Genomic DNA, 20,285 nt, shown 5'->3' with positions numbered 1-20,285 from the left:
TGGCAACTTCGCACTAGGGACTATCAGAGGACTGGTAGGTACCCAGGCGGGTGAGCAGTGAGTAGACTACGAGGCGATAAGCTGCGTCTTGCCCGCTGATTGTAAGACGGTCCTTTTTTGGGGCTCGTTCACTCGGAAAGGCGCATTTGTGTGACCACGAGGAAGGATGCCGAGCCGTGTATTGCCCGTTCTGTCACAATGAACAGTCGCGCGTTATTGACTCTCGCGTTGTTGATAGTGGTACCTCGATCCGCCGCCGTCGAGAATGCACTGCGTGTAAGGGTCGTTTTACCACTGTTGAAAAAGCCGTTCTGCTGGTGGTTAAACGCAATGGCCTTGCCGAGCCATTCAGCCGTGACAAACTTATTCGCGGTGTTCAGCGAGCCTGCCAAGGCCGCGACGTCAGCGACGATGCATTGAAAAAGCTGGCGCAGGAGGTCGAGGAAACCATCCGCAGCCACGGTTCCTCTCAAGTCAATGCCAATGACATCGGGTTGGCTATCTTGGAACCCTTGCGTGACCTTGACGAGGTTGCCTACCTTCGTTTCGCCTCGGTGTACAAGTCCTTTGAAAGCGCGGACGACTTTGAGTCAGAGATTCGTCTCATGCGCCGTCGAGATAGGGACTCTTTCTAACGCAGTTTGTCGGTTGCCTTCTGCACACGGCGCAGTGATACTGCGTGAGCGGTGCCTAAACGCTGTGCAAAAAGCGATACGCGCAGCTCCTCGATCATCCAGTAGATGTCCTTGACCTCACGCGTTTTTTCACGCCCCGCAGGTATAGAACGCAAACGATTGGCCAGGTAAGCCTTGGCCTCGTCAATGTCAGCCTGGCGGTCAGCGTCTCGGTCCGGATCGAGGTTCATGTCCTCGAGACGGATCCGTGCGGCCTGGATGTAGCGTGGGAGGTGACGCAGATGCTGAATGCCGTGGACCGTTAGAGCATTGGACGGAAGCAGGAACTCGAGTTGCGCGCGTATGTCGTCGATAGCTGGTCCTTCCCAGTGCTTCAGTTCTGCCGAGAGGTTGGAATACTCTGCCAGGCCCGGAGCAATAGCTACTACCGACTGTCGCACGCGACCTGGTACCTCTGGCTTAACTGCGTTGAGAAGTGCGGTGAATTCCGCAGGACTGCGAACAGGGCCGCCCTTCTCCATCATGATGTCCCGCACGGCGGCGACACGGGCATCATTAACGAGACCATCTGCGCCTCCATGTGGGTAGGCATCAACAGCAACTCGTTGTTGCAACGGTAAACCCTTGACCATCTGCTGTGTGCTCACGGAAATCTCACGGAGAAGAAGAGTGAGTGTAGTGGTGATCATCGAGGCGTCGGCAGCCGCCTTGGTGGGATGCACTTTAAGGGCGACTCCTTCCTTGGTCGCCACAAGCGCCGGGTAGGCAGTGACTTCATGGCCATCTACCACGGTGGTAACTTCCTCATCAATGCTGCCCAAAGTGTCGTCGGACCATTCCTTGACGGCCTTGGATTCAGATTTGCGGCCCACGCGGGATACCGAGGAGGAAATATGGCCTGCTTGCCGCTGGACTAACGCCTTGAGATCACGATCGGAATCAATGATTTTGCCGCGTTTATCCACCGCGGCGAAATTCATACGCAAGTGCGGGTCCAGCTGGTCAGGGCGGAAATCACTGGCATTGATGCCCTGCCCACCTATCTCTTGTAGAACTGCTGCGAGCTGCTCGGTGATGCGCCCTTCGTAGGGCAAAAGCTTGGGCAGTGCTCTCTCAGCAAATTCCGGTGCCGGGACGACAGTACGGCGCAACGCCTTGGGCAAGGAACGAATGAGCTCAGTAACGAGTTCGAGGCGTAGGCCAGGAACGAGCCAATCGAAGCCCTCGGCGTCGAGGCCTGCAAGCAGCGGCACAGGGACCATGAGGGTGACACCGTCCAGGGGATCACCAGGCTCGAATTTGTAGGAGAGGTCGTAATCAATACTGCCCTTGAGCCAGCGATCCGGGAAGGCCTCCTCCGTGACATCGTGGTCATCGTCGAGAAGCTTTGTAGGGTCAAAGTCAAGCACATGCTTGTTCTTCTGTTTCTTCCACCAGGAGTCGAAGTGCTTCGCCGTGGTGATATTCTCCGGGATGCGCTGGTCATAGAAATCGAACAACGTGTCTTCATCCACGACGAGTCCACGCCGACGGGCCTTTTCCTCGAATTCTGAGGCCTCGGCGAGTTTGCGCTTATTGTCATGGAAGAAGTGGTGGTGGGTGGTCCAGTCGCCGTCGACAAGCGCATTGCGAATGAACATATCGCGAGCCGCAGCCTGATCCACATAGTGGTAGGGCACCGTGCGATCAGCCACGACGGTGACGCCGTACAGCGTCGAACGCTGCGTCGCCACTGCAGAACCGCGTTTGCGAGACCACGTAGGATCAGAATAGTTGTGCTTAAGCAGGTCTTTTGCCAGCTTTTCTACCCATGCTGGGTCGATTGCGGCGACATCGCGTGCCCACAGCCGAGAGGTCTCGACTAGCTCAGCAGCCATAAGAAACTCTGGAGGTTTCTTTGCTAGCGCGGAGCCTGGAAAGACAAGGAAGCGGGTGTTCCGCGCACCAATGAATTCCTTGGAATTGCCGTCGCGGGCGCCAATGTTGGAGAGCAATCCAGACAGCAGAGACATATGGATGTCATCGGGGCGCCGCTCTGTACCTTCCTGTGCCTTCCACCCCAGTTGCTTGGCCACGTCACGCAGTTGGCGCACGAGGTCGAACCATTCGCGGATACGCATATAGTGCAGGAAATCCGCTTTCATCCGCTTGCGGAAGGCATTGCCGCTCATCTCCTCGCGGGCTTCCTGGACAAAGTCCCAGAGGTTGAGCATGGACAAAAAGTCTGAGGTCTTGTCCTTGAACCGGGCATGGGATTGGTCCGCTTGAGTTTGTTTGTCCAAGGGGCGCTCACGCACGTCTTGGATGGTCATGGCGGCGACAATGATCATGACGTCGGTGAGGCACCCCGATGTATTGGCTTCCACGAGCATGCGGGCCATACGCGGGTCGACTGGAATGCGCGCCAAGTCGCGTCCCACGTGAGTCAAGACGGGAAGGCCATCTTTTTCCTTGTGTTGGAGCGCACCCAGTTCATGCAGGAGGAATAAACCATCGCGTACAGCTTTGGGCTCGGGAGGCTGGACGAATGGAAACTCTGAGATATCGCCAAGCCGCAGTGAAATCATCTGCAGAATGACGCTAGCCAGATTGGTGCGCAGAATTTCCGGGTCAGTGAACTCTGGGCGGGAGAGGAAGTCCTGCTCGCTGTAGAGGCGAATGGCAATGCCGTCAGCCACACGTCCACAACGGCCGGAGCGTTGGTTAGCACTGGCCTGGGAAATAGGCTCAATAGGCAGACGCTGGACCTTGGTGCGGGTGGAATAGCGCGAAATGCGCGCGGTGCCGGTGTCCACGACATAGCGAATGCCGGGAACAGTCAGTGAGGTTTCGGCAATGTTGGTAGAGAGCACGATTCTTCGCCCGCGGTGTGGGCTAAAAACGCGGTGTTGTTCTTGGTTGGACAGTCGTCCAAAGAGGGGAGTGACTTCTACGCCGCGCCAGTGGCGGCTCTCGATGGCTTCCATAGCATCGCGGATATCGCGTTCACCGGGAAAGAAACATAGGATATCGCCTTCGCCTTCGGCCATGAGCTCTTCGATGGCCTCACACAGGGCGTCCAAGGGATCGATATCAATGGTTTTGCCACCAGATTCAATCTCCAATGGACGGTAACGGATCTCTACCGGGTAGGTGCGTCCGGAGACCTCGATGATGGGGGCAGGTTCACCATCGGCGTCAGCGAAGTGTGCGGCAAAGCGCTCTGGGTCAATAGTGGCAGAAGTGATGATGACCTTAAGGTCTGGCCGTTTAGGAAGAAGCCGCTTGAGGTAGCCCAACAAGAAGTCAATGTTGAGGGAGCGCTCGTGGGCCTCGTCGATGATGATGGTGTCATAGGCGTTGAGGAAACGGTCGCGCTGCATTTCTGCAAGCAAAATACCGTCGGTCATGAGCTTTACGGCCGTGGTGGAGGACACCTTGTCATCGAAGCGAATGGCGTAACCAACAGATTCCCCGATGGATTGATCGAGTTCGTCGGCGATGCGTTCAGCGACCGTGCGGGCGGCAAGACGGCGGGGCTGGGTGTGCCCAATGAGACCACGGCGCCCGCGGCCGAGCTCCAGACAGATCTTTGGAATCTGAGTTGTCTTACCGGAACCAGTCTCACCGGCAATGATGACCACCTGGTTGTTCGCGATGGCCTCGGCGAGGTCCTCCTTGCGGGCGGTAACGGGAAGCTGCTCTGGGTACGAAATTACCGGCACACCAGCGTCGATGGCGGCCACGCGCTTTTGTGCTGCGGCAATATCTGCGCCAATTGCTTCGAGGGCCTTTGGGGCGCGGGCTTTACGGAGGCGGCGGCGGAATGCGCGTTCATCACTCAACGAAACGTTAGTGAGAGCGCTATAGAGTTCATCGCGAGTTGCAGTCATAATCGCCCTAAAAGTCTACTCGTTCATGGATCATCGTGAAGTTGTTGGTACGCTCGTGTTGTCTGTGTGACCAAAGATGTAAAGGACACAAGTAATGACTAATCCCTTTGACCCTAAATCGGAGGACAATTCCTCCAACAACGGTTTCGGCAACGGCGCTAACAACGGTGCTGGAAACAACGGTGGATTGCCGCGTTATGAGACGACAAACCACCCGGAAGACCAGGCAGGTTTCGGCCAACCTGGCGGATACGGCGCCAACGGCGGCTATGGCTCGAATGAGGGTTTCGGTGGAAACTCTCAAGGTGCGGGACAGCCAGGCGCTAACGCCTATGGCGCAAGCCAAGAATATGGCGGCTATGGTGCCTACAACACCGGCCAACCAGGCTACGCTGGTGCTAACTATGGTGAGGACGGCAGCTACGCAGGCCCCGGCCCGCAGGCAGGCCCAGCCTACACCGGCCCAGTGAGCGCTATCGAGGCTATTAAGTGGGGCTTCGGTGCTGCACTGAAGAATCCGGTGCTCTGGATTCTGGGTGCTTTCGTGGTCGGAATCGTTCAGGTTGTTCCACAGATTTCTCTGAGTATCGTTCAGCAGAACGGCGATAGCGTGGAAACAGGTCTGACTGTTAATTTCCTGTCGTTTCTCGTGAGCATCCTAGCCTTGGTAATCAGTTTGATCGTCTACCGCTTGGCATACCGCGAAATTGACACGCCTAAGCCGACGTGGGGCACCCTCTTCCAAGGTATTCGCTGGGTGCAGCCGTTGGTCGTCAACCTCGTGCTGGGTGTGCTTGCGGCTATTGCCATGGTGATCGCCATTGTCGCAATCTTTGTCTTGGGCTTCGGCGGTGCTGCGGCGACGGGCTCCGGCAGCATTGAACAACTCGAGGAAGGCCAAGTCCTGGCCCTCGTGGGCTCTGTGTTTGGCGGACTGATTGTGGTTGCACTCATTGCATTGTTCATTCAGCCTTTCTTCACCCTTATGCCGTGGTTGGCCGCGGATACCTCCTCCATCGGTGAGGCATTCTCCCAAGGCCTGAAGTTGGGCAAGCAGAACTACAGCCACATCCTGCTGCTCCTCGTGCTGTCGGGCCTTCTCGTTGCGGCTTCCGCAATTACCCTGGGCCTTGCACTTTTGATCATTGCTCCGGCAATGCAATTGGCCACGGCGCATCTATGCCGTCAGTGCCAGGGGCGCTACGCACCGGCATCTTAAACAGGCATCCGACCTACCGGGCGGTTGTAAACGCCACCTCTTTCTTCACGCGTCAAAGCGTGGCGGCAAGGAGGTGGCGTTTGTCGTTTTAGTCGTGAGGGGGCGTGACAGGGATAAGTGCGCGTGAGCGTTCCACCGCTGTCTGGTAAGCAGAGGTGACCAGTGAACCGAAGGCGTGAAATTCTTCGGCGCGCGCTGCGGACGACCGGAACGTCAGGCCTACCTGTCGCTCGGCGGTAACGGCAGGTGCAAAACGCGCTACTGCGAGATCAGGGCTCGTGCATTCGGTTGCCAGCGCTGACTCGGGCACGAACGTGGTACCGAGTCCGCCCATGACGAGCTGCAGAATGGTGGTGAGTGATGAGGCGCGGGTGACTGCATTCGTTGCTTCGGAGGGGTTAATCTTGGCCCGCCGGCAGAGGTCGAGCGCCTGGTCGCGGAGGCAATGGCCATCATCAAGCAGTAATAAGTCGAGGTCTTCGAGTTGCTTCAGAGTGAGATCGGAGCGCCCTGCTAGAGGGTGCTTGGAGGGCGTAACGACAGTAAAGTGCTCAGCGTAGAGCGGAACTTCCACCATGCCGGCGGCTTCGGTGGGAAGGGCCGTAATGGCGAGGTCGATCGTGCCCTCACGAAGTTTGTCGAGCAAGTGTTGAGTCTGCTCTTCCACGAAGCGCGGTTCGAGTTCGGGGTAGACCTCCGTGATGGACTGGAGGAGTTCCGGGAGGATATACGGCGCGATAGTGGGGATGACGCCAATGGTCAAGGGGCCGGTAAGCGTGCCATGAGCCCCGCGGGCGCGGGCGAGGAAAGCATCGGAGGCCTCAAGTGCTGCTTTGGCAAAGGGGAGGAGCTCTTCGCCGACGGAGGTGACGATAACCTTTCGGGTAGAGCGCTCGATGAGTTGTATGCCGAGGCCTTGTTCCAGGGCGACGAGGGCTTGTGAAAGGGAAGGCTGGGAGATGTCGAGTTTGGCTGCTGCGGTTCCAAAGTGTTTATTCTCCGCGATGGTGACGAAGGTGCGCAGCTGGGCTAGCGTCGGACGATACTCCTTATTGTTCATGCCTATAACTCTAACACTTATAAATAAGTCAAACTATTGACTTGTGAAGAAACTGTTGGCATACTTGGCGAGTGAGTGGCTATGCGCCTGCGTGATGGCACACTGGCGTGTGGTTGCAGAGATTTGCATCACAGTTTCTTCAAGGAGTTGACCCTTTCTATGCCTATCCTGACCGTCGGCGAAAAGTTCCCCGAGTTTGAGTTGACCGCACTCAAGGGCGGCGACCTGCACGACGTAAATGCGAGCCAGCCGGAGGACTACTTCGAGCAGGTGTCCCTCGATAAGTACCGTGGCATGTGGAAGGTTGTGTTCTTCTACCCGAAGGACTTCACCTTCGTGTGCCCGACTGAGATTGCTGCCTTTGGCAAGCTGGATGAGGAATTCCAGGACCGCGATACCCAGATCCTCGGCGGCTCCACCGATAATGAGTACGCACACTTTAACTGGCGCGCTACCCACCCGGAACTCAAGGAAGTTCCGTTCCCGATGTTCTCCGACATTCGCCACGACCTGATTCGTGCCCTCGGAGTGGAGAACGCCGATGGAGTGGCAGACCGCGCCACTTTCATTATCGACCCGGATGGCGTTATCCAGTTCGTCTCCGTGACTCCAGATGCTGTGGGCCGCAACGTTGATGAGGTTCTGCGCGTGCTCGACGCACTGCAGTCGGAAGAGGTTTGTGCCTGCAACTGGGAGGCTAACGATCCGACGAAGAACATCAACAAGCTGGACGTCGTTCAGTCCGCCCTCTAACCAGAGGCCGCTGTCTAAACAGGCTAAACAGAGAGCTCTCGAAAGGAGATCCTCAGTGTCTATCGATAACTTGAAGTCCGCACTTCCGGCTTATGCCAAGGATCAGAAACTTAACCTTGGTACTCTTTCCCGCACCACCGAGCTTAACGAGGAGCAGCTGTGGGGCAGCCTGGTTGCTGCTGCAGCCGCTACCCGCAATGACCAGGTGCTCAAGGAGATCCTGGAGGATGCTCGCGAGCACTTGAGCGAGGAAGCTATTGACGCCGCCCTCGGCGCCGCCACGGTGATGGCCATGAACAACGTGGCCTACCGTGCGAAGAGCTGGTTGGGTGATGACTATGCACAGGTGAAGTTTGGCCTGCGCATGAACATCATCTCTAAGCCGGGCGTGGACAAGGCCACGTTCGAGCTGTGGAACACCGTAGTCTCTGCCATTAACGGCTGTGAGCACTGCCTGTCTGCCCATGCTAAGACCCTGCTCGAGGAAGGCTTGACTAAGGAGCAGATTTGGGAAGGCATCAAGGTCGCTGGCGTGGTCCAGGCTGTAGCTCAGGCGCTGCAGGCTGAAGCAGTACGCAATGCTTAAGAGGCGAGCTTTTACTGCTTAATCCTCGAAACGTCCCTCACCGTAGTCACGGTGGTGGGACGTTTCTGCATTGTGGGGGCGCTGTTGAACCTGTGTGACAGGGCTAGCCCACGACTCCACCAAAGGCAACACCGATGCCGTAGGTAATGGCCAATCCCAAGGCGCCACCGATAACCAGTCGCAGAACAGAACGGGTAGTGTCGGTGCCTGCGAGGCGGGCGGAAACATATCCGGTGACGGCGAGGGCGACGAGCGTGACAATGGCGACGGTAAGCGCTGCTGTTTCCGCCGGAGCGAGGAAGATGGACAGCAAGGGCAGGAAGGCGCCTGCCAAGAAAGACACAGCTGACCAGAATGCCGCATGCCACGGGTTGGTGAGGTCTTCACCGTCGATGCCAATCTCTAATCGCAGGTGTGCCTCGAGAAGCCTGTCTTCGGCGGCAATTTCACGCGCTGCAGTGTCTGCAGTTGTCCTGCCCATGCCATAGCTGGAGAGCATGGTTACCAATTCCTCGTGCTCCTGCTCGGGAAGCTCTTCGAGTTCGCGTGTTTCTTTGGCGATCATCATCCGCTCGGAATCGCGCTGGGCAGAGACGGATACGTATTCGCCAAGCGCCATCGAGGCGGCGCCGGAAACGGTGGCTGCGAGACCAGCAGTGAGGATAGCGCTTGCCGACGCCCCCGATCCCACCACGCCTAACAGAAGTGCGGCGACGGAGACAATACCGTCGTTAGCGCCGAGCACCCCGGCGCGCAGGGAATTTAATCGGGCGTTGTGGGACGCGCCGTGGGGTTCATTGTCATGAATGGTCATGGCCCGCTCCTTTACTCAGCTCAGGTTCTCAGTTGTCTAGAGAACTTCCAATAACCAAGTATCCCCGCTGGTCACAGGCTTGTAAAGCGTGAGTAGGCTAAGCTGAGTGGTGGTAGCGCAGCCTTAGATGAGGTGGATTTAGCTAGCCTTAGATAACAGTTCCAGTCCATTCGCCGCAGGACATGCCGTCAACGGAGAGGGCCATGGTAAAAACCTGCTCCTGCAGTTCGAAGTGAGAAGACGGGACGGTCACTGCCAGCGCTTCTGGGGTGTAGGTGTATTCATAATCCACCGTGCGTTGGATATCGCGTTCGTCTTCCCCGAAGGATGCGATGGTCATGGATTCTAAGTGCTCATTGTCGAAGCGGATGGTGAGTTCGAGATTGACTGTGTGGAGGGTAAAGACCACGTCACGGTGATGGGGTAGACCGCCGAGCAGCCAATGCACCGTGACGGCTTCTTCGTGCGTGTCGAAGTGTACACCGGCGAGACGGATGTTGGTGGCTGGAGAATCTGGTCGAGTCATAGCGCCACCCACTGTACTCTTTACGTGAAATTGAGCGCGTAGTATTCAGGCTTTGTCAGGTGGAGTCTATTAATGTTCCGCTGAGTGTTTAGTACTCTACGTGCAGCTCAGACAGGCGTACCTCGCCCGCCTCATCCGACGCGTCCAAATCTACGGTGCCGACGATCTGGTAGGAATTGTCGTCTTCAGGATCCTTGAGGATTTGGCGCACAGTCCACGACCGCGATCCTGATTTCGCTGACGTGTCGCCCTTGTCGAGGACAAAGTACTCCGGTCCACGTGCAGCCGGACCGACGTCGATATCGTCGTAATCGTCGAAGTATGCGTCGAGGGCCTCGCCAAAGTCCGGAATCTCTTCGAGATAGTCCAGCAGCTCAGCCAGCCGATCTTCCTTCTCCAAAGCGAAAAGCTGGGCAAGTCGGAAGAAGTAATTGCGGACCATGATGCTGAAGGCACGTTGGTTTGCGGTGAGCGCTGTGGGATCCTCCACGCCGAAAGCAAGCTCTCGGTCTAGATCCTTCTGGGAGATAGGGGAGTCTTCGCCGGCCATTTCCGCCCATTCATCGACCAGGGACGAGTCCACCTGGCGGATGAGCTCACCGAGCCAGACAATGATGTCCTCAAGTTCCTCGGTGAGGTACTCCGCAGGGATGGACTGCTTGAGCGTGCGCCAGGCGTCAGTGAGGTAGCGCAGGATAACACCCTCCGAACGAGCGAGGCCGTAGGTTGCGACGAGGTCCGAGAACGTCATGGCGCTTTCCAACATGTCGCGCACTACTGACTTAGGCCGCAGTTCAAACTCTTTAGCCCACGGATTCGTCTGGCAAAAGGTCTCATATGACTGTTCGAGTAGCTCTTCCAAAGGCTTTGGCCACGTGATGTCTTCCACGATGGCCATGCGCTCGGTATAATCTACGCCCTCAGCCTTGAGCGCTGCAATTTCCTCGCCACGTCGCTGCTTTTGCTGGGCAATGAGCACCTGGCGTGGGTCATCGAGCACAGACTCAAAAACGGAAATGACATCGAGGGCATAAGTCTCCGATTCCGGGTCAAGCAGAGTCAATGCCGCCAGTGCGAAGGGGCCCAGTGGCTGGTTAAGAGCAAAGTCGCGCGGCATCTCGCGCACCACGTGGTAGGGACGGCCATAAATGTCGAGCCCCTTGGTGGACTTTTGGACCACTCCGGAATTTAGCAGGCCGCGGAACAGGCTCAGCGCGGTAAGAATGTCCTCGTTCTGACGAGCACGGGTGTTGTGACTGGTGCGCAGCAGGTGCTTGAGATGCTCATAACCGTTGCCGTGGCGGGCTAAGACGTTGAGCAACATAGAGTTTGAAACCCGGAACTGGGAGGTGAGCTGCTCCGGTTCGGCGTCGATAAGCCTGGCGTAGGTCTTCTCCGACCAAGAAACCTCGCCGTCGCGTGCGGACTTCTTCTTCAGCTTCTTCAGGCGCGCCGGGTCATCGCCCACGCGGCGGCGAGCCTTGGCATTCTCAATCTCATGCTCAGGTGCCTCAACGACAACCGTGCCTTCCGTATCGTAACCGGCACGCCCGGCGCGGCCTGCGATCTGGTGGAACTCACGAGACTTAAGGATGCGCTGGCGAGTGCCGTCATACTTGGCCAAGCCCGTCATAAGTACCGTGCGGATGGGGACGTTGATGCCCACGCCCAAGGTGTCCGTGCCACAAATGATCTTGAGCAGGCCCTTTTGTGCCAAGCGCTCGACTAGGCGGCGGTACTTGGGCAACATTCCCGCATGGTGCACGCCGATGCCCTTGCGCAGAAGCTTGGACAGGTCCTTGCCAAAGGTCGTGGTGAAGCGGAAGGCACCGAGTTCAGCGGCGATAGCTTCCTTTTCTTCCGGCGTGATGATCTTTGACAACGAGGTCAGCGCCTGGGCGCGCTCGGAGGCCTCGCGCTGGGAAAAGTGCACCACGTAAATGGGAGCCTTACCGGATTCAAGGAGCTCTTCGATAGTCTCGTGCACTGCGGAGAATACGTAAGAGAAGTCCAATGGAACTGGGCGGGTGGTGCCAGCCACGAGGGTAGTGGTTCGCCCAGTGCGCTCAGTAAGGTCCTTTTCCAGCCACGCGGTATCACCGAGGGTGGCAGACATGAGGAGGAACTGGGCCTTGGGCAGCTCCAGAAGTGGTACCTGCCAAGCCCAACCGCGGTCTGGTTCGGAGTAATAGTGGAACTCATCCATGACCACTTGGTCGATGGCGGCCTCAGCGCCATCGCGCAGCGCAATGTTGGCCGCAATCTCCGCAGTAGCGGCGATGATGGGCGCAGAGCCATTGACGGTGGCGTCACCTGTCATCATTCCGACATTCTCTGGACCGAAGATCTCACACAGGGCGAAGAACTTTTCACTCACGAGCGCCTTAATCGGTGCGGTATAGAAGCTTCGCTGCCCTCGAGCAAGCGCAATGAAGTGCGCGGCGTTAGCCACCATGGATTTACCGGAACCAGTCGGAGTGGCGAGGATGACGTTATCGCCGGCGAGGATGCCAAGGGAAGCTTCTTCCTGGGCGGGATACAACGAAATACCCCGGCCGGAGGTCCATGACTGGAAGGTGTCCCAAATGGCCTCATCAACCATAGACTCGGGGACTTCGGCGAGATCGGGCAACATCTGAGAAAGGTTCACCAGTCCCACCTTAGGCGAAAGCACGAGTGACCACGTACTGAGACCGGCCACTCATGACGGCAGAAAATGGGAAAGGGGAGTGCGGGAAGTGAACTACGAACTACACGTCGTCGCCCATGTCAGCATCTCCAGAGCCGAACTCAGGGCCTTCGTTTTTGCCGAAGTTATCCTCACGGTCGTCGATATTCTCAGCGAGAATATCGGGATCGTCGTCGAGGCCCGCGAGGAAAGCTTCGAAGTCCGCGCCAATCTCCTCACCAGTAGGCATGTGTTCTTCGCCCGGCATGATGGCTTGTGGATGGCGCTTACGGTAGCGCTCCATGTACGCGTCATACTGCTCTTCGAGCTGGTTTACCACGCCAGCGATTTCTTCTGAATCGACGACCTGTTCTTCCAATTGCTGGTTGATGCGGTCAACGTCGGCTTCAAGGCTGCCCAGCGGAATGTTGAGGTCTACTGCGGACGCGACGGAATCCAATAGGCGAAGCGTAGCTGCCGGGTACGGGGATGCCGCCAGGTAATGCGGCACGTGGGCGGTATAACCAGCGACGTGGCGACCCTTCTTATCCAAAGCACGCTCGAGGTAGAGGGCAGCGGCCCCCGGAACCATCATCGTGGACTCCATGCGCACCATGGAGTTAAGTAGTTCAGGTGCATTTCCGTGTGCAGTGACAACCGTGGGCCGAGTGTGCGGCACCGGCATCGGGGCGGAGTAGAGCATGACGGTGTTCTTGATATCGAACTTTTCCACCAAATTGACTACGGCGTCTGTAAACGCCTCCCACCGCAAATCCGGCTCTGGTCCCGAAAGCAATAGGAAAGGTTTCCCAGAGTTATCGCGCAGTACCTTGATGCCGAGATCAGTGTTTTCGATCTCCACGGTGCGGTCATGATCAATGGTCACAGCCGGACGGCGTGAGCGGTAATCGATAAGCTCGTCATTGTTGAAGGATGCCAACTGGCGGTTCTCCAAAGCAGCCTTCAGGTGGTCCGCGCTAGCCTCCACGGCCTGCCCGGCATCGGCGTAGCCGTTCATAGCCACGATCATGGTGGGGCCGTTGCCTTCAGTGGAATCGTCTTTGACCGCCGGAGCGGGGTACTCCAGCTCATACATGCGGCGCTGTTCTTCCTGCATGGTGTAGTGACTCTCCCTTCGTGTCCGGCGCTTAGTATCGAGCGTACGGACTTCATCAGCGTTCTGTGGCATGCAACGCTATGGGGCTGCCGCCTATTCCCAGCTTCCCTCCGGCTCGACAAAGTCGATCTCACATGCGAGAGGCTGGTGAAAACTCGTGTTGATCGATCTAGCATGCCACAGAAGCAAAGATCGTGCCACGCTCTGCCCCGTGGAGGTACCAATGAGCAGAGCCTGCACTGTGGATAACTTCACCATTGTGGCTTCCACGGGGATGAGTCGGGGAGGTTTATCCACAGAAATGACAGGAACTGCAGCACGGTTCTGGCGTGGCTGTGGCGCCTGCTTCAGGCTGAAGGCATGAGTTCTTACGCAGCACACACAGACAACATCCCACCGATTACAACCCCTGGCCACCTACTTGCGAATATCCCAGGTCTCCTAGGTTTCTATCCCGCGGAGTCGGTCATTTTCATGGCCATCGATACCACTCCACGAGGGCCTGCCATGGGCCCCATTGCGCGTGTCGATATCGCAGACGCTCAAGAGGTTCTTCCAGATATAGCCGCCGCGCTTGCAGAGGAAGCCCGTGAAGGAATCTTTGCTTTCCTCGTCTCGCATCGCCCGCTAGCAGAGCTCGCTGAGATTTCCTGCTGGCTCTACAACTTGGACCGAGTCCGCGATGGCATCGATATCGACGCAGCATGGCACGTGAGGGAGATTGCGCGCGGCGAGCACTATGCCATGCTCCACGGCATGGTGAGTACCGATGGTAGTGGTCCAATGAAAAAGTGGGTTGAGGGGACGGTGCCGGCGCTTACCGACGCCCCCACGATGCGCTCCTGCGTGGACCATAACGTCGTTCCGGAACTCAGCCGCGAGGACTTCTTTTCCACCTTTGCACGGGGAAACACTCACATTGATGGCCTCGAGGCGGAAGCCCTTGGGCGGCAAGCGCGCGATAGTGCGACGAGGTTGCGTGCGCGCGTAGCGGCTGCGACAGGGACCAAGCGCAAGGAGCTCGTTGATAGCTTTCTGGATGATGTTCGCTGGACGCTCGGCACTGTGGCTACGGTCGAGGAGATAGCCCACGATGTCGATATGCTTCAAGCATGTGCGGTGTGGATGTCAACCACCTGGACCCGGGACTTGGTGGTCGGTGTATGCACGGATGCAGGGGAGGAGGCCGCAAGTCTCTTGTTAGCGACTGCGCGCACATTTGACGGCGAAATCAGAGCGAATGCGCTGACACTGTTCGCGCTGGCGCAGCTAAACCGAGATTGGGAGATCTATGCAGGGCCCGCATTGCAGACGGTGGCAGAGGAGTTCCCCAGCCACCGCTTAGGCTCACTGCTGTGTCGGGCCTACCGCTATGGGCTGCATGACAAGATGCGTGACACCATTCGCAGCGGGGCCGACGAGGCGTACAACACCGCTGTCGGCCCAGCAGACAAAGGCCCCAGATCCTCGGCGACCTCTGCACCCTCAGTAGTTAGCGGTGTGCCGAGTGAGCCCGCTCGCCGAGCTGCCGGGTGAAGTCCCAGGCATCGCTGACAATGGTGGTGAGATCCGTGCGGCTGGGATTCCATCCAAGCTCGGCCTTGATTTTGTCGGAAGAAGCCACCAGTGTTGCCGGGTCTCCGGCGCGCCGGGGAGCTAGCTCTGCCGGGATCGGGTGGCCGGTAACCTCGCGGCAGGTCTCAATGACCTGCTTGACGGAGTAGCCATCTCCAGAACCCAAGTTATAGATGCGGTGGGTGCCTTCAGTGTTGGTGCTCAGCGCTAACACATGAGCATCCGCTAGGTCACGGATGTGGATGTAATCGCGTACAGCGGTACCATCAGCAGTATCGTAATCGTCACCGAAGATGAAGATCTTGTCGCGGTGCTCCAAAGCCACCTGCAAGACAAGCGGGATGAGGTGGGTTTCGACCTCACGGTTCTCACCAATGGTGCCGTAGGCACCCGCCACGTTGAAATAGCGCAGAGAAGTAGCGCCCAAGCCATAAGCTTTGGCAAAAGACGTGATCATGTCATCGATAGCGAGCTTTGAAGCACCGTAAGGATTGGTCGGCTTAGTCGGCATCGCTTCTGTAATCGGGACCTGCTCCGGCTCACCATAGGTAGCAGCTGTCGAGGAGAAGACGAGGTTCTTCACATCGAACTCGCGCATGGCGTTGAGAAGCGTCAATGTGGTGACCACATTGTGCTGCCAGTACTCTGCCGGTTTCTCCACGGACTCACCGACGAGAGACCGCGCGGCAAAGTGAAGAACGCCCTCGAAACCGCCCTCGGAAAGAACGGAACGAGCCGCATCCGCTACGTCACCTTCCACGAGACGGGCCTGCGCGGGAACGGCATCCCGATTGCCGGTAGAAAAGTTATCGATGATTGTGACGTCGTGGCCTTCTTCCACAAGGACCGCAGCGCACACGCTACCGACGTATCCAGCGCCACCAGTGACCAGAAGCTTCATAGCTACTTCACCTCGACGCGAATTGCGTGGGCGAGATCATCGACTAACTCAATCGTCTTACCGTCTTCGGTGCTCAGCGTGATGGAGCCGTTGTTATTCACCACGGTCACCGGTGAGCCAACCTGAAGTCCGGACGCATAAAGGTCACGGAAAGTGGAATTATCCGCTTGGAGGACCTCGTTGATCTGCACGATTGTGGCTTCAGTTTCTTCACCCTTGGGCAAATCGATAGCTCGGGTTCCTAACTCGAGCTCAGCCGGGGAGGCACCGAGCTGTGCCAGACCCGGAATGGGGTTTCCGAAAGGCGAGCGAGAAGAATCTTCGAGAACTGCGACGACGCGCTTTTCCACTTCCTCGCTCATGACATGTTCCCAACGGCATGCCTCATCGTGAACCTGGTGAATATCCAGCCCCAGCACATCGGTCAGCAGGCGCTCAGCGAGGCGATGCTTGCGCATTACGTTGGTAGCCAACTCGCGCCCTTCGGCGGTGAGATCAAGGCTGCGGTCAGTGCGCACATGAAGGAGACCGTCGCGCTCCATTCGCGCCACAGTCTGTGACACAGTAGGGCCAGACTGCTCGAGGCGCTCTGCAATGCGGGCACGCAGCGGGATGATGCCTTCTTCCTCGAGCTCGTAAATGGTCCGCAGATACATTTCCGTGGTGTCGACTAGGTCCCTCACGTGGGCTTACCTTTCTGCGTTATGGCGGTTGGAGTGGGCACAGAGCGCTAGCAGCGGCTAAGACAACATTCTAGGCGGATACCTCGGGTGTGTATCTGCCATGCAGGCTTTCTGCGTCCACATAGGTTTAGGCGCGGTAATAGCAATCTATTAAGAGAATAACTTAAACAATAGCGTATTCCGTGGCTCACAGAGCGCTAGTTGCTCCAGCGTTGGCTCGGAGTTTTATTGGGGAGGTGGAAAGGAGGTTGGGCGCGAAACGACGAAAGCCACCGAGCGTCGACCTCCCAGATCCCGTGGTTAGTCGACACAGGATAGGAGGGATGTCTCGATGGCTCACGCCACATCTGTGGGCCGTGACCGCTGGGTGGCTCGTAGCTAGCTTTACTTAGAGTGCGTACTCACGGAGGCGGTCGGCACGGTTGCCATCACGCAACTTGGCCATGACCTCACGCTCAATCTGGCGGACGCGTTCACGGGACAGGCCGAACTTGCGGCCAATCTGGTCCAAGGTGCGTGGCACACCGTCATCGAGGCCGTAGCGTAGGCGAATAACGTCCTGCTCGCGCTCTTCCAAGGAACCAATGACAGAGCGGATATCAGAATGGCGCATGGAAGCAACGACTGCAGTCTCAGCGTCAGTAGCCTCAGCATCCTCGATGAAGTCACCCAACGGGGCCTCTTCATCGGTGCCTACCGGCATATCGAGGGAAACCGGGTCACGGGACTGGCGCAGCAGCATCTCAATCTTGGATTCTTCGATGCCAGATTCCTCAGCCAGCTCCTCGTTCGTCGCCTCACGACCCAGAGACTGGTACATCTCACGCTTGATGCGGGAGAGCTTGTTGACCTGCTCCACCAAGTGCACAGGAAGGCGAATGGTGCGGGACTGGTCAGCCATGCCGCGGGTAATGGCCTGGCGAATCCACCACGTGGCGTAGGTGGAGAACTTGAAACCTTTGGCGTAATCGAACTTCTCCATCGCACGAATAAGTCCCAGGTTGCCTTCCTGGATGAGATCCAGCAGCGGCATCCCGCGGCCGGTGTAGCGCTTTGCCAGGGAGACCACGAGACGCAGGTTGGCTTCAAGGAGGTGGGAGCGAGCCTTCTTGCCTTCACGGGCCAGAATCTTCAGGTCACGCTTCTCGGCGCGGGTCAGCTTGTCCGCATTAGCCAGCTTGTATTCGGCGTAGAGACCCACCTCGATGGCCTGGGCCAGTTCAACCTCGTCCTCGGCGCTCAGCAGCGCGGTTTTGCCGATGCCATTGAGGTAGACGCGGACAAGGTCCGCAGACGGATTGTCATTAGTTTGGTTACGGCGTGAGCCGCGATCTACTTCCTGTTCTTCATCGAAAGTGGCAGCTGCGGTGCCAGTGGCGGTGTTGGCTGATGTGTGGGTCATCGTGAAGCCTCCTGAGTTGTTCGCCGGTTTCAAGAGTTACAACGATGCTCCATGCGGTTGAGTTCCCTGAAAAGCTGGGAATGCTCAAAACAGCGCAATCCCCGCGGTAGGACTCCACCTTTTTGGGGGAGTCGCACCGCGGGGAGAATATGGGCTCAGTGGCACGTTAGCGATGGTGGGTCAACACACCCGCCTCTAGCCACGCACGGCAACGAGGTATCGGTAAATCGTTGGCTCCGAGACTCCGAGACATGAGGCTGCCGCTGCAATCCCGCCCTTGAGGAGGAAGAACCCTGCGTCTTCCAACTCGGAGACCACCTGAATACGCTCGTCGCGGTGCATGCGTGAGACATCCGTTGTCTGCTTGGAAATTACAGAGTCGAGCATTGAATCCAGCAGCTGCTCAACGTTTGTTCCCAAAGACTCGCTGATTGGTTCTTCGGCAGGTTCTTGTTGATCCGGAACCACGGCCATGGGGCGCGGGGGCTGAGGCGAAGCCCCAGGATAACCGCTAAAGGCCTTTTCCTTGTCGAAAGCTGGATCCTCAGCGTTGCCAATGAGGGTATTGGCGGCTTCGCGGATGTGAATCAACTCCGAAACGTCGACGTTGATGCACAGCATGCCACGCATGTGGCCGGTTTCATCGCGTATGAAGTAGCTGGATGATTGGCAAATTTTGCCTTCGGCGTTGACCGCTCGATATCCGGTCATCATTGGGACGGCGGCGGCATCGCCCTGTTTCATGAACCAGAGCGCAAAATCTGTAACTGGGCCACCAAGCTCGCGGCCGGAAATGTGATTATTGGCAATAGCAATGATGGACCGGTCGGGTACATCGAGATCATGGAGAACGATCTCGGTATTAGGGCCCATGGCCTGACCGAGAAATTCGACGAGTGGTATGTACTGCTCGAGGATATTTTCTTCGGAGGCATGGCTGCTAGAGAGATTCATTAGCTGAAGCATGTCCTTATATTCCTGTCAGTTTATAGAGAAGTTACCACACGAAAGCGGTGAGCCGAGTGAACACAAGCCGCAAATTGCTGTGCTCACCCGGCTCATCGATTCTTAGGAGGGCTCTAGCCGCATACGGCGACTGGCGGGTGGACTGCTAGTGCCAGACCGCCTTGCGACGTCTCACGGTATTTGGCGTTCATATCCTTACCAGTCTTGTACATGGTCCAAATCACTTCATCGAGGGTTACGCAGGGCTTGCTTTCCCGCTCGAGGGCCATGCGAGCTGCAGTGATGGAGTCAACAGCAGCGACAGCATTGCGCTCGATGCAGGGGACCTGAACCTGGCCTAGGACTGGGTCGCACGTTAGGCCGAGCTTGTGTTCCATGCCAATTTCTGCGGCGACGCACACTTGCTCTGGGGTGGCGCCCATGAGCTGTGCAAGACCACCAGCAGCCATGGAACAAGCGACGCCTACTTCGCCCTGGCAGCCCACCTCAGCACCTGAAATGGACGCGTTCATCTTGTAGAGGGACGCAATCTGGTTGCAGGCGAAGATGTAGTCGGCAAACATTTCTTCAGTGACGGGTTCTACGAACCTGTCGTAGTAGGCAAGCACTGCAGGAACGACGCCGCAGGCACCATTGGTCGGCGCGGTCACGACTCGACCGCATGCTGCATTCTCTTCAGAAATGGCCAATGCAAACATATTGACCCAGCTCAGGACATCGAGACCATCGTCGTGATGATCGCTTTGTTCGAGGCGACGCTTCAAGGCCGCGGCACGACGTGGTACGAGTAGTGAACCGGGCAGCGGGCCGTCGGTCGAAGAGCCGCGTTCAATGCCGGTGAACATGACATCGCGCACCTTGCCAAGATGCTCAGTGACTTCTTCTTGTGAGCGCAGTGCTAGCTCATTAGCCAGCCCGAGCTCGGGCAGCGTAATTCCATTGCGCTCACACAGCTCGAGCATCTCTTCGGCGCTGGAGTACGGGAAGGGGATATCCACCTTGTTTGAACCACGCATTGCGAAGTCTTCTTGCTTGACAATGAAGCCGCCGCCCACTGAGTAGTAGGTCTTGTGGAGAATGTCTTCCTCGCCAGCGAAAGCAATGAGACACATACCGTTTTCATGCATCGGGAGGTATTCATCGTGGAAGAAGAATCCTCCTTCCTTTGGGAAATCAACCTCATGAGTTCCACCGAGCATGAGCTTTTCGCTACTGCGAACTTGTTTTACGAACTCGGAGATGCCGTCGATGTCAACGGTTTCGGGCTCTTCACCGGCGAGGCCGAGGAGGATGGCCTTGTCGGTGGAATGGCCGATACCGGTGAGGGAAAGTGAGCCGTAGACGTTAGCTTGCACTCGGGTGACCTTGTCGAAGAGGCCTTTTTCTTGCAGTTCGTCAACGAACGCCTTGCCTGCCTTCATTGGCCCCAGCGTGTGGGAGCTGGAGGGGCCGATGCCAATCTTGAACATATCGAAGATGCTGATGAACATTGTTCTTTCCTTGAATCC

Annotated in this window: 16 protein-coding genes; 5 read left to right on the top strand and 11 right to left on the bottom strand. The window is 57.3% G+C overall.

The genetic code is table 11. From position 1 onward, the window contains the following. Window positions 1-176 precede the first annotated feature (176 nt). Window positions 177-635, top strand: coding sequence for a transcriptional regulator NrdR (gene nrdR, locus QP922_RS05765; protein WP_070672117.1), 459 nt, complete (start codon window positions 177-179; stop codon window positions 633-635). Here nrdR and hrpA read toward each other — a convergent pair. Further along, window positions 632-4,507 (bottom strand): ATP-dependent RNA helicase HrpA, encoded by a 3,876-nt coding sequence (hrpA, locus tag QP922_RS05760; RefSeq protein ID WP_284808292.1) that lies wholly within the window; start codon window positions 4,505-4,507, stop codon window positions 632-634. The two genes, nrdR and hrpA, sit on opposite strands and share 4 nt — an antisense overlap. A 94-nt stretch (window positions 4,508-4,601) precedes the next feature. Here hrpA and QP922_RS05755 point away from each other — a divergent pair, with 94 nt between their 5' ends. Beyond that, window positions 4,602-5,726, top strand: a complete 1,125-nt coding sequence (locus QP922_RS05755; RefSeq protein WP_284808290.1) for a hypothetical protein — start codon at window positions 4,602-4,604, stop codon at window positions 5,724-5,726. Window positions 5,727-5,814: 88 nt separating this feature from the next. On the opposite strand, the gene QP922_RS05750 is transcribed toward QP922_RS05755, so the two are convergent. After that, window positions 5,815-6,786 carry a LysR substrate-binding domain-containing protein gene (locus tag QP922_RS05750; RefSeq protein WP_284808288.1) on the bottom strand — a complete coding sequence of 324 codons (972 nt, stop codon included), beginning with the start codon at window positions 6,784-6,786 and terminating at the stop codon, window positions 5,815-5,817. Between the two features lie 159 nt (window positions 6,787-6,945). On the opposite strand from QP922_RS05750, the gene QP922_RS05745 reads away from it, so the two are divergent. Then, window positions 6,946-7,539 (top strand): peroxiredoxin, encoded by a 594-nt coding sequence (locus tag QP922_RS05745; protein ID WP_284808285.1) that lies wholly within the window; start codon window positions 6,946-6,948, stop codon window positions 7,537-7,539. A gap of 55 nt (window positions 7,540-7,594) precedes the next feature. Continuing rightward, complete coding sequence (ahpD, locus tag QP922_RS05740; protein ID WP_284808284.1) at window positions 7,595-8,125, top strand: alkylhydroperoxidase, AhpD family; 531 nt, start codon at window positions 7,595-7,597, stop codon at window positions 8,123-8,125. 103 nt (window positions 8,126-8,228) lie between these two features. On the opposite strand, the gene QP922_RS05735 is transcribed toward ahpD, so the two are convergent. From QP922_RS05735 to QP922_RS05720, 4 genes are all read right to left on the bottom strand, one after another. Continuing rightward, entirely contained in the window at window positions 8,229-8,939 is a 711-nt protein-coding gene (locus QP922_RS05735; protein ID WP_284808283.1) for a VIT1/CCC1 transporter family protein, read from the bottom strand. A 148-nt stretch (window positions 8,940-9,087) separates the two neighbouring features. After that, window positions 9,088-9,465 carry a hypothetical protein gene (locus tag QP922_RS05730; RefSeq protein ID WP_284808281.1) on the bottom strand — a complete coding sequence of 126 codons (378 nt, stop codon included), beginning with the start codon at window positions 9,463-9,465 and terminating at the stop codon, window positions 9,088-9,090. A gap of 88 nt (window positions 9,466-9,553) precedes the next feature. Continuing rightward, window positions 9,554-12,115, bottom strand: coding sequence for a DEAD/DEAH box helicase (locus tag QP922_RS05725; RefSeq protein ID WP_284808280.1), 2,562 nt, complete (start codon window positions 12,113-12,115; stop codon window positions 9,554-9,556). A gap of 100 nt (window positions 12,116-12,215) precedes the next feature. Continuing rightward, the gene (locus QP922_RS05720; RefSeq protein ID WP_284808279.1) at window positions 12,216-13,250 is read right to left on the bottom strand and encodes a PAC2 family protein; all 1,035 of its coding nucleotides are present in this window, start codon (window positions 13,248-13,250) and stop codon (window positions 12,216-12,218) included. A 360-nt stretch (window positions 13,251-13,610) separates the two neighbouring features. Between QP922_RS05720 and QP922_RS05715 the strand changes: the two genes are divergently transcribed. Beyond that, window positions 13,611-14,786 (top strand): DUF4192 domain-containing protein, encoded by a 1,176-nt coding sequence (locus QP922_RS05715; protein WP_284808278.1) that lies wholly within the window; start codon window positions 13,611-13,613, stop codon window positions 14,784-14,786. Here QP922_RS05715 and galE read toward each other — a convergent pair. From galE to QP922_RS05690, 5 genes are all read right to left on the bottom strand, one after another. Then, on the bottom strand, window positions 14,743-15,726 hold the full coding sequence (gene galE / locus QP922_RS05710) for a UDP-glucose 4-epimerase GalE (protein ID WP_284808276.1): 984 nt from the start codon (window positions 15,724-15,726) through the stop codon (window positions 14,743-14,745). The two genes, QP922_RS05715 and galE, sit on opposite strands and share 44 nt — an antisense overlap. A 2-nt stretch (window positions 15,727-15,728) precedes the next feature. Then, window positions 15,729-16,409: a metal-dependent transcriptional regulator gene (locus QP922_RS05705; RefSeq protein WP_284808274.1), complete on the bottom strand. Its 681-nt coding sequence runs from the start codon at window positions 16,407-16,409 to the stop codon at window positions 15,729-15,731. 388 nt (window positions 16,410-16,797) lie between these two features. Further along, on the bottom strand, window positions 16,798-17,811 hold the full coding sequence (locus QP922_RS05700) for a sigma-70 family RNA polymerase sigma factor (RefSeq protein WP_070672094.1): 1,014 nt from the start codon (window positions 17,809-17,811) through the stop codon (window positions 16,798-16,800). Between the two features lie 195 nt (window positions 17,812-18,006). Beyond that, window positions 18,007-18,765: a helix-turn-helix transcriptional regulator gene (locus QP922_RS05695; RefSeq protein ID WP_284808273.1), complete on the bottom strand. Its 759-nt coding sequence runs from the start codon at window positions 18,763-18,765 to the stop codon at window positions 18,007-18,009. 125 nt (window positions 18,766-18,890) lie between these two features. Continuing rightward, entirely contained in the window at window positions 18,891-20,267 is a 1,377-nt protein-coding gene (locus QP922_RS05690) for an L-serine ammonia-lyase (RefSeq protein ID WP_284808272.1), read from the bottom strand. Window positions 20,268-20,285: the final 18 nt, after the last annotated feature.

It is taken from the genome of Corynebacterium sp. MSK218, assembly GCF_030232655.1.
Taxonomy (GTDB): domain Bacteria; phylum Actinomycetota; class Actinomycetes; order Mycobacteriales; family Mycobacteriaceae; genus Corynebacterium.
Note: the sequence above shows the minus strand (reverse complement) of the source record. Positions and strands in the feature narration are given on the sequence as shown.

Coding starts and splice junctions, on each gene's coding strand:
- hrpA (WP_284808292.1), bottom strand. CDS start 4,507: ATGACTGCAACTCGCGATGAACTCTATAGCGCTCTCACTAACGTTTCG.
- galE (WP_284808276.1), bottom strand. CDS start 15,726: ATGAAGCTTCTGGTCACTGGTGGCGCTGGATACGTCGGTAGCGTGTGC.
- QP922_RS05715 (WP_284808278.1), top strand. CDS start 13,611: ATGAGTTCTTACGCAGCACACACAGACAACATCCCACCGATTACAACC.
- QP922_RS05730 (WP_284808281.1), bottom strand. CDS start 9,465: ATGACTCGACCAGATTCTCCAGCCACCAACATCCGTCTCGCCGGTGTA.
- QP922_RS05690 (WP_284808272.1), bottom strand. CDS start 20,267: ATGTTCATCAGCATCTTCGATATGTTCAAGATTGGCATCGGCCCCTCC.
- QP922_RS05750 (WP_284808288.1), bottom strand. CDS start 6,786: ATGAACAATAAGGAGTATCGTCCGACGCTAGCCCAGCTGCGCACCTTC.
- QP922_RS05755 (WP_284808290.1), top strand. CDS start 4,602: ATGACTAATCCCTTTGACCCTAAATCGGAGGACAATTCCTCCAACAAC.
- QP922_RS05695 (WP_284808273.1), bottom strand. CDS start 18,765: ATGAATCTCTCTAGCAGCCATGCCTCCGAAGAAAATATCCTCGAGCAG.
- QP922_RS05735 (WP_284808283.1), bottom strand. CDS start 8,939: ATGACCATTCATGACAATGAACCCCACGGCGCGTCCCACAACGCCCGA.
- QP922_RS05700 (WP_070672094.1), bottom strand. CDS start 17,811: ATGACCCACACATCAGCCAACACCGCCACTGGCACCGCAGCTGCCACT.
- QP922_RS05720 (WP_284808279.1), bottom strand. CDS start 13,250: ATGCAGGAAGAACAGCGCCGCATGTATGAGCTGGAGTACCCCGCTCCG.
- QP922_RS05745 (WP_284808285.1), top strand. CDS start 6,946: ATGCCTATCCTGACCGTCGGCGAAAAGTTCCCCGAGTTTGAGTTGACC.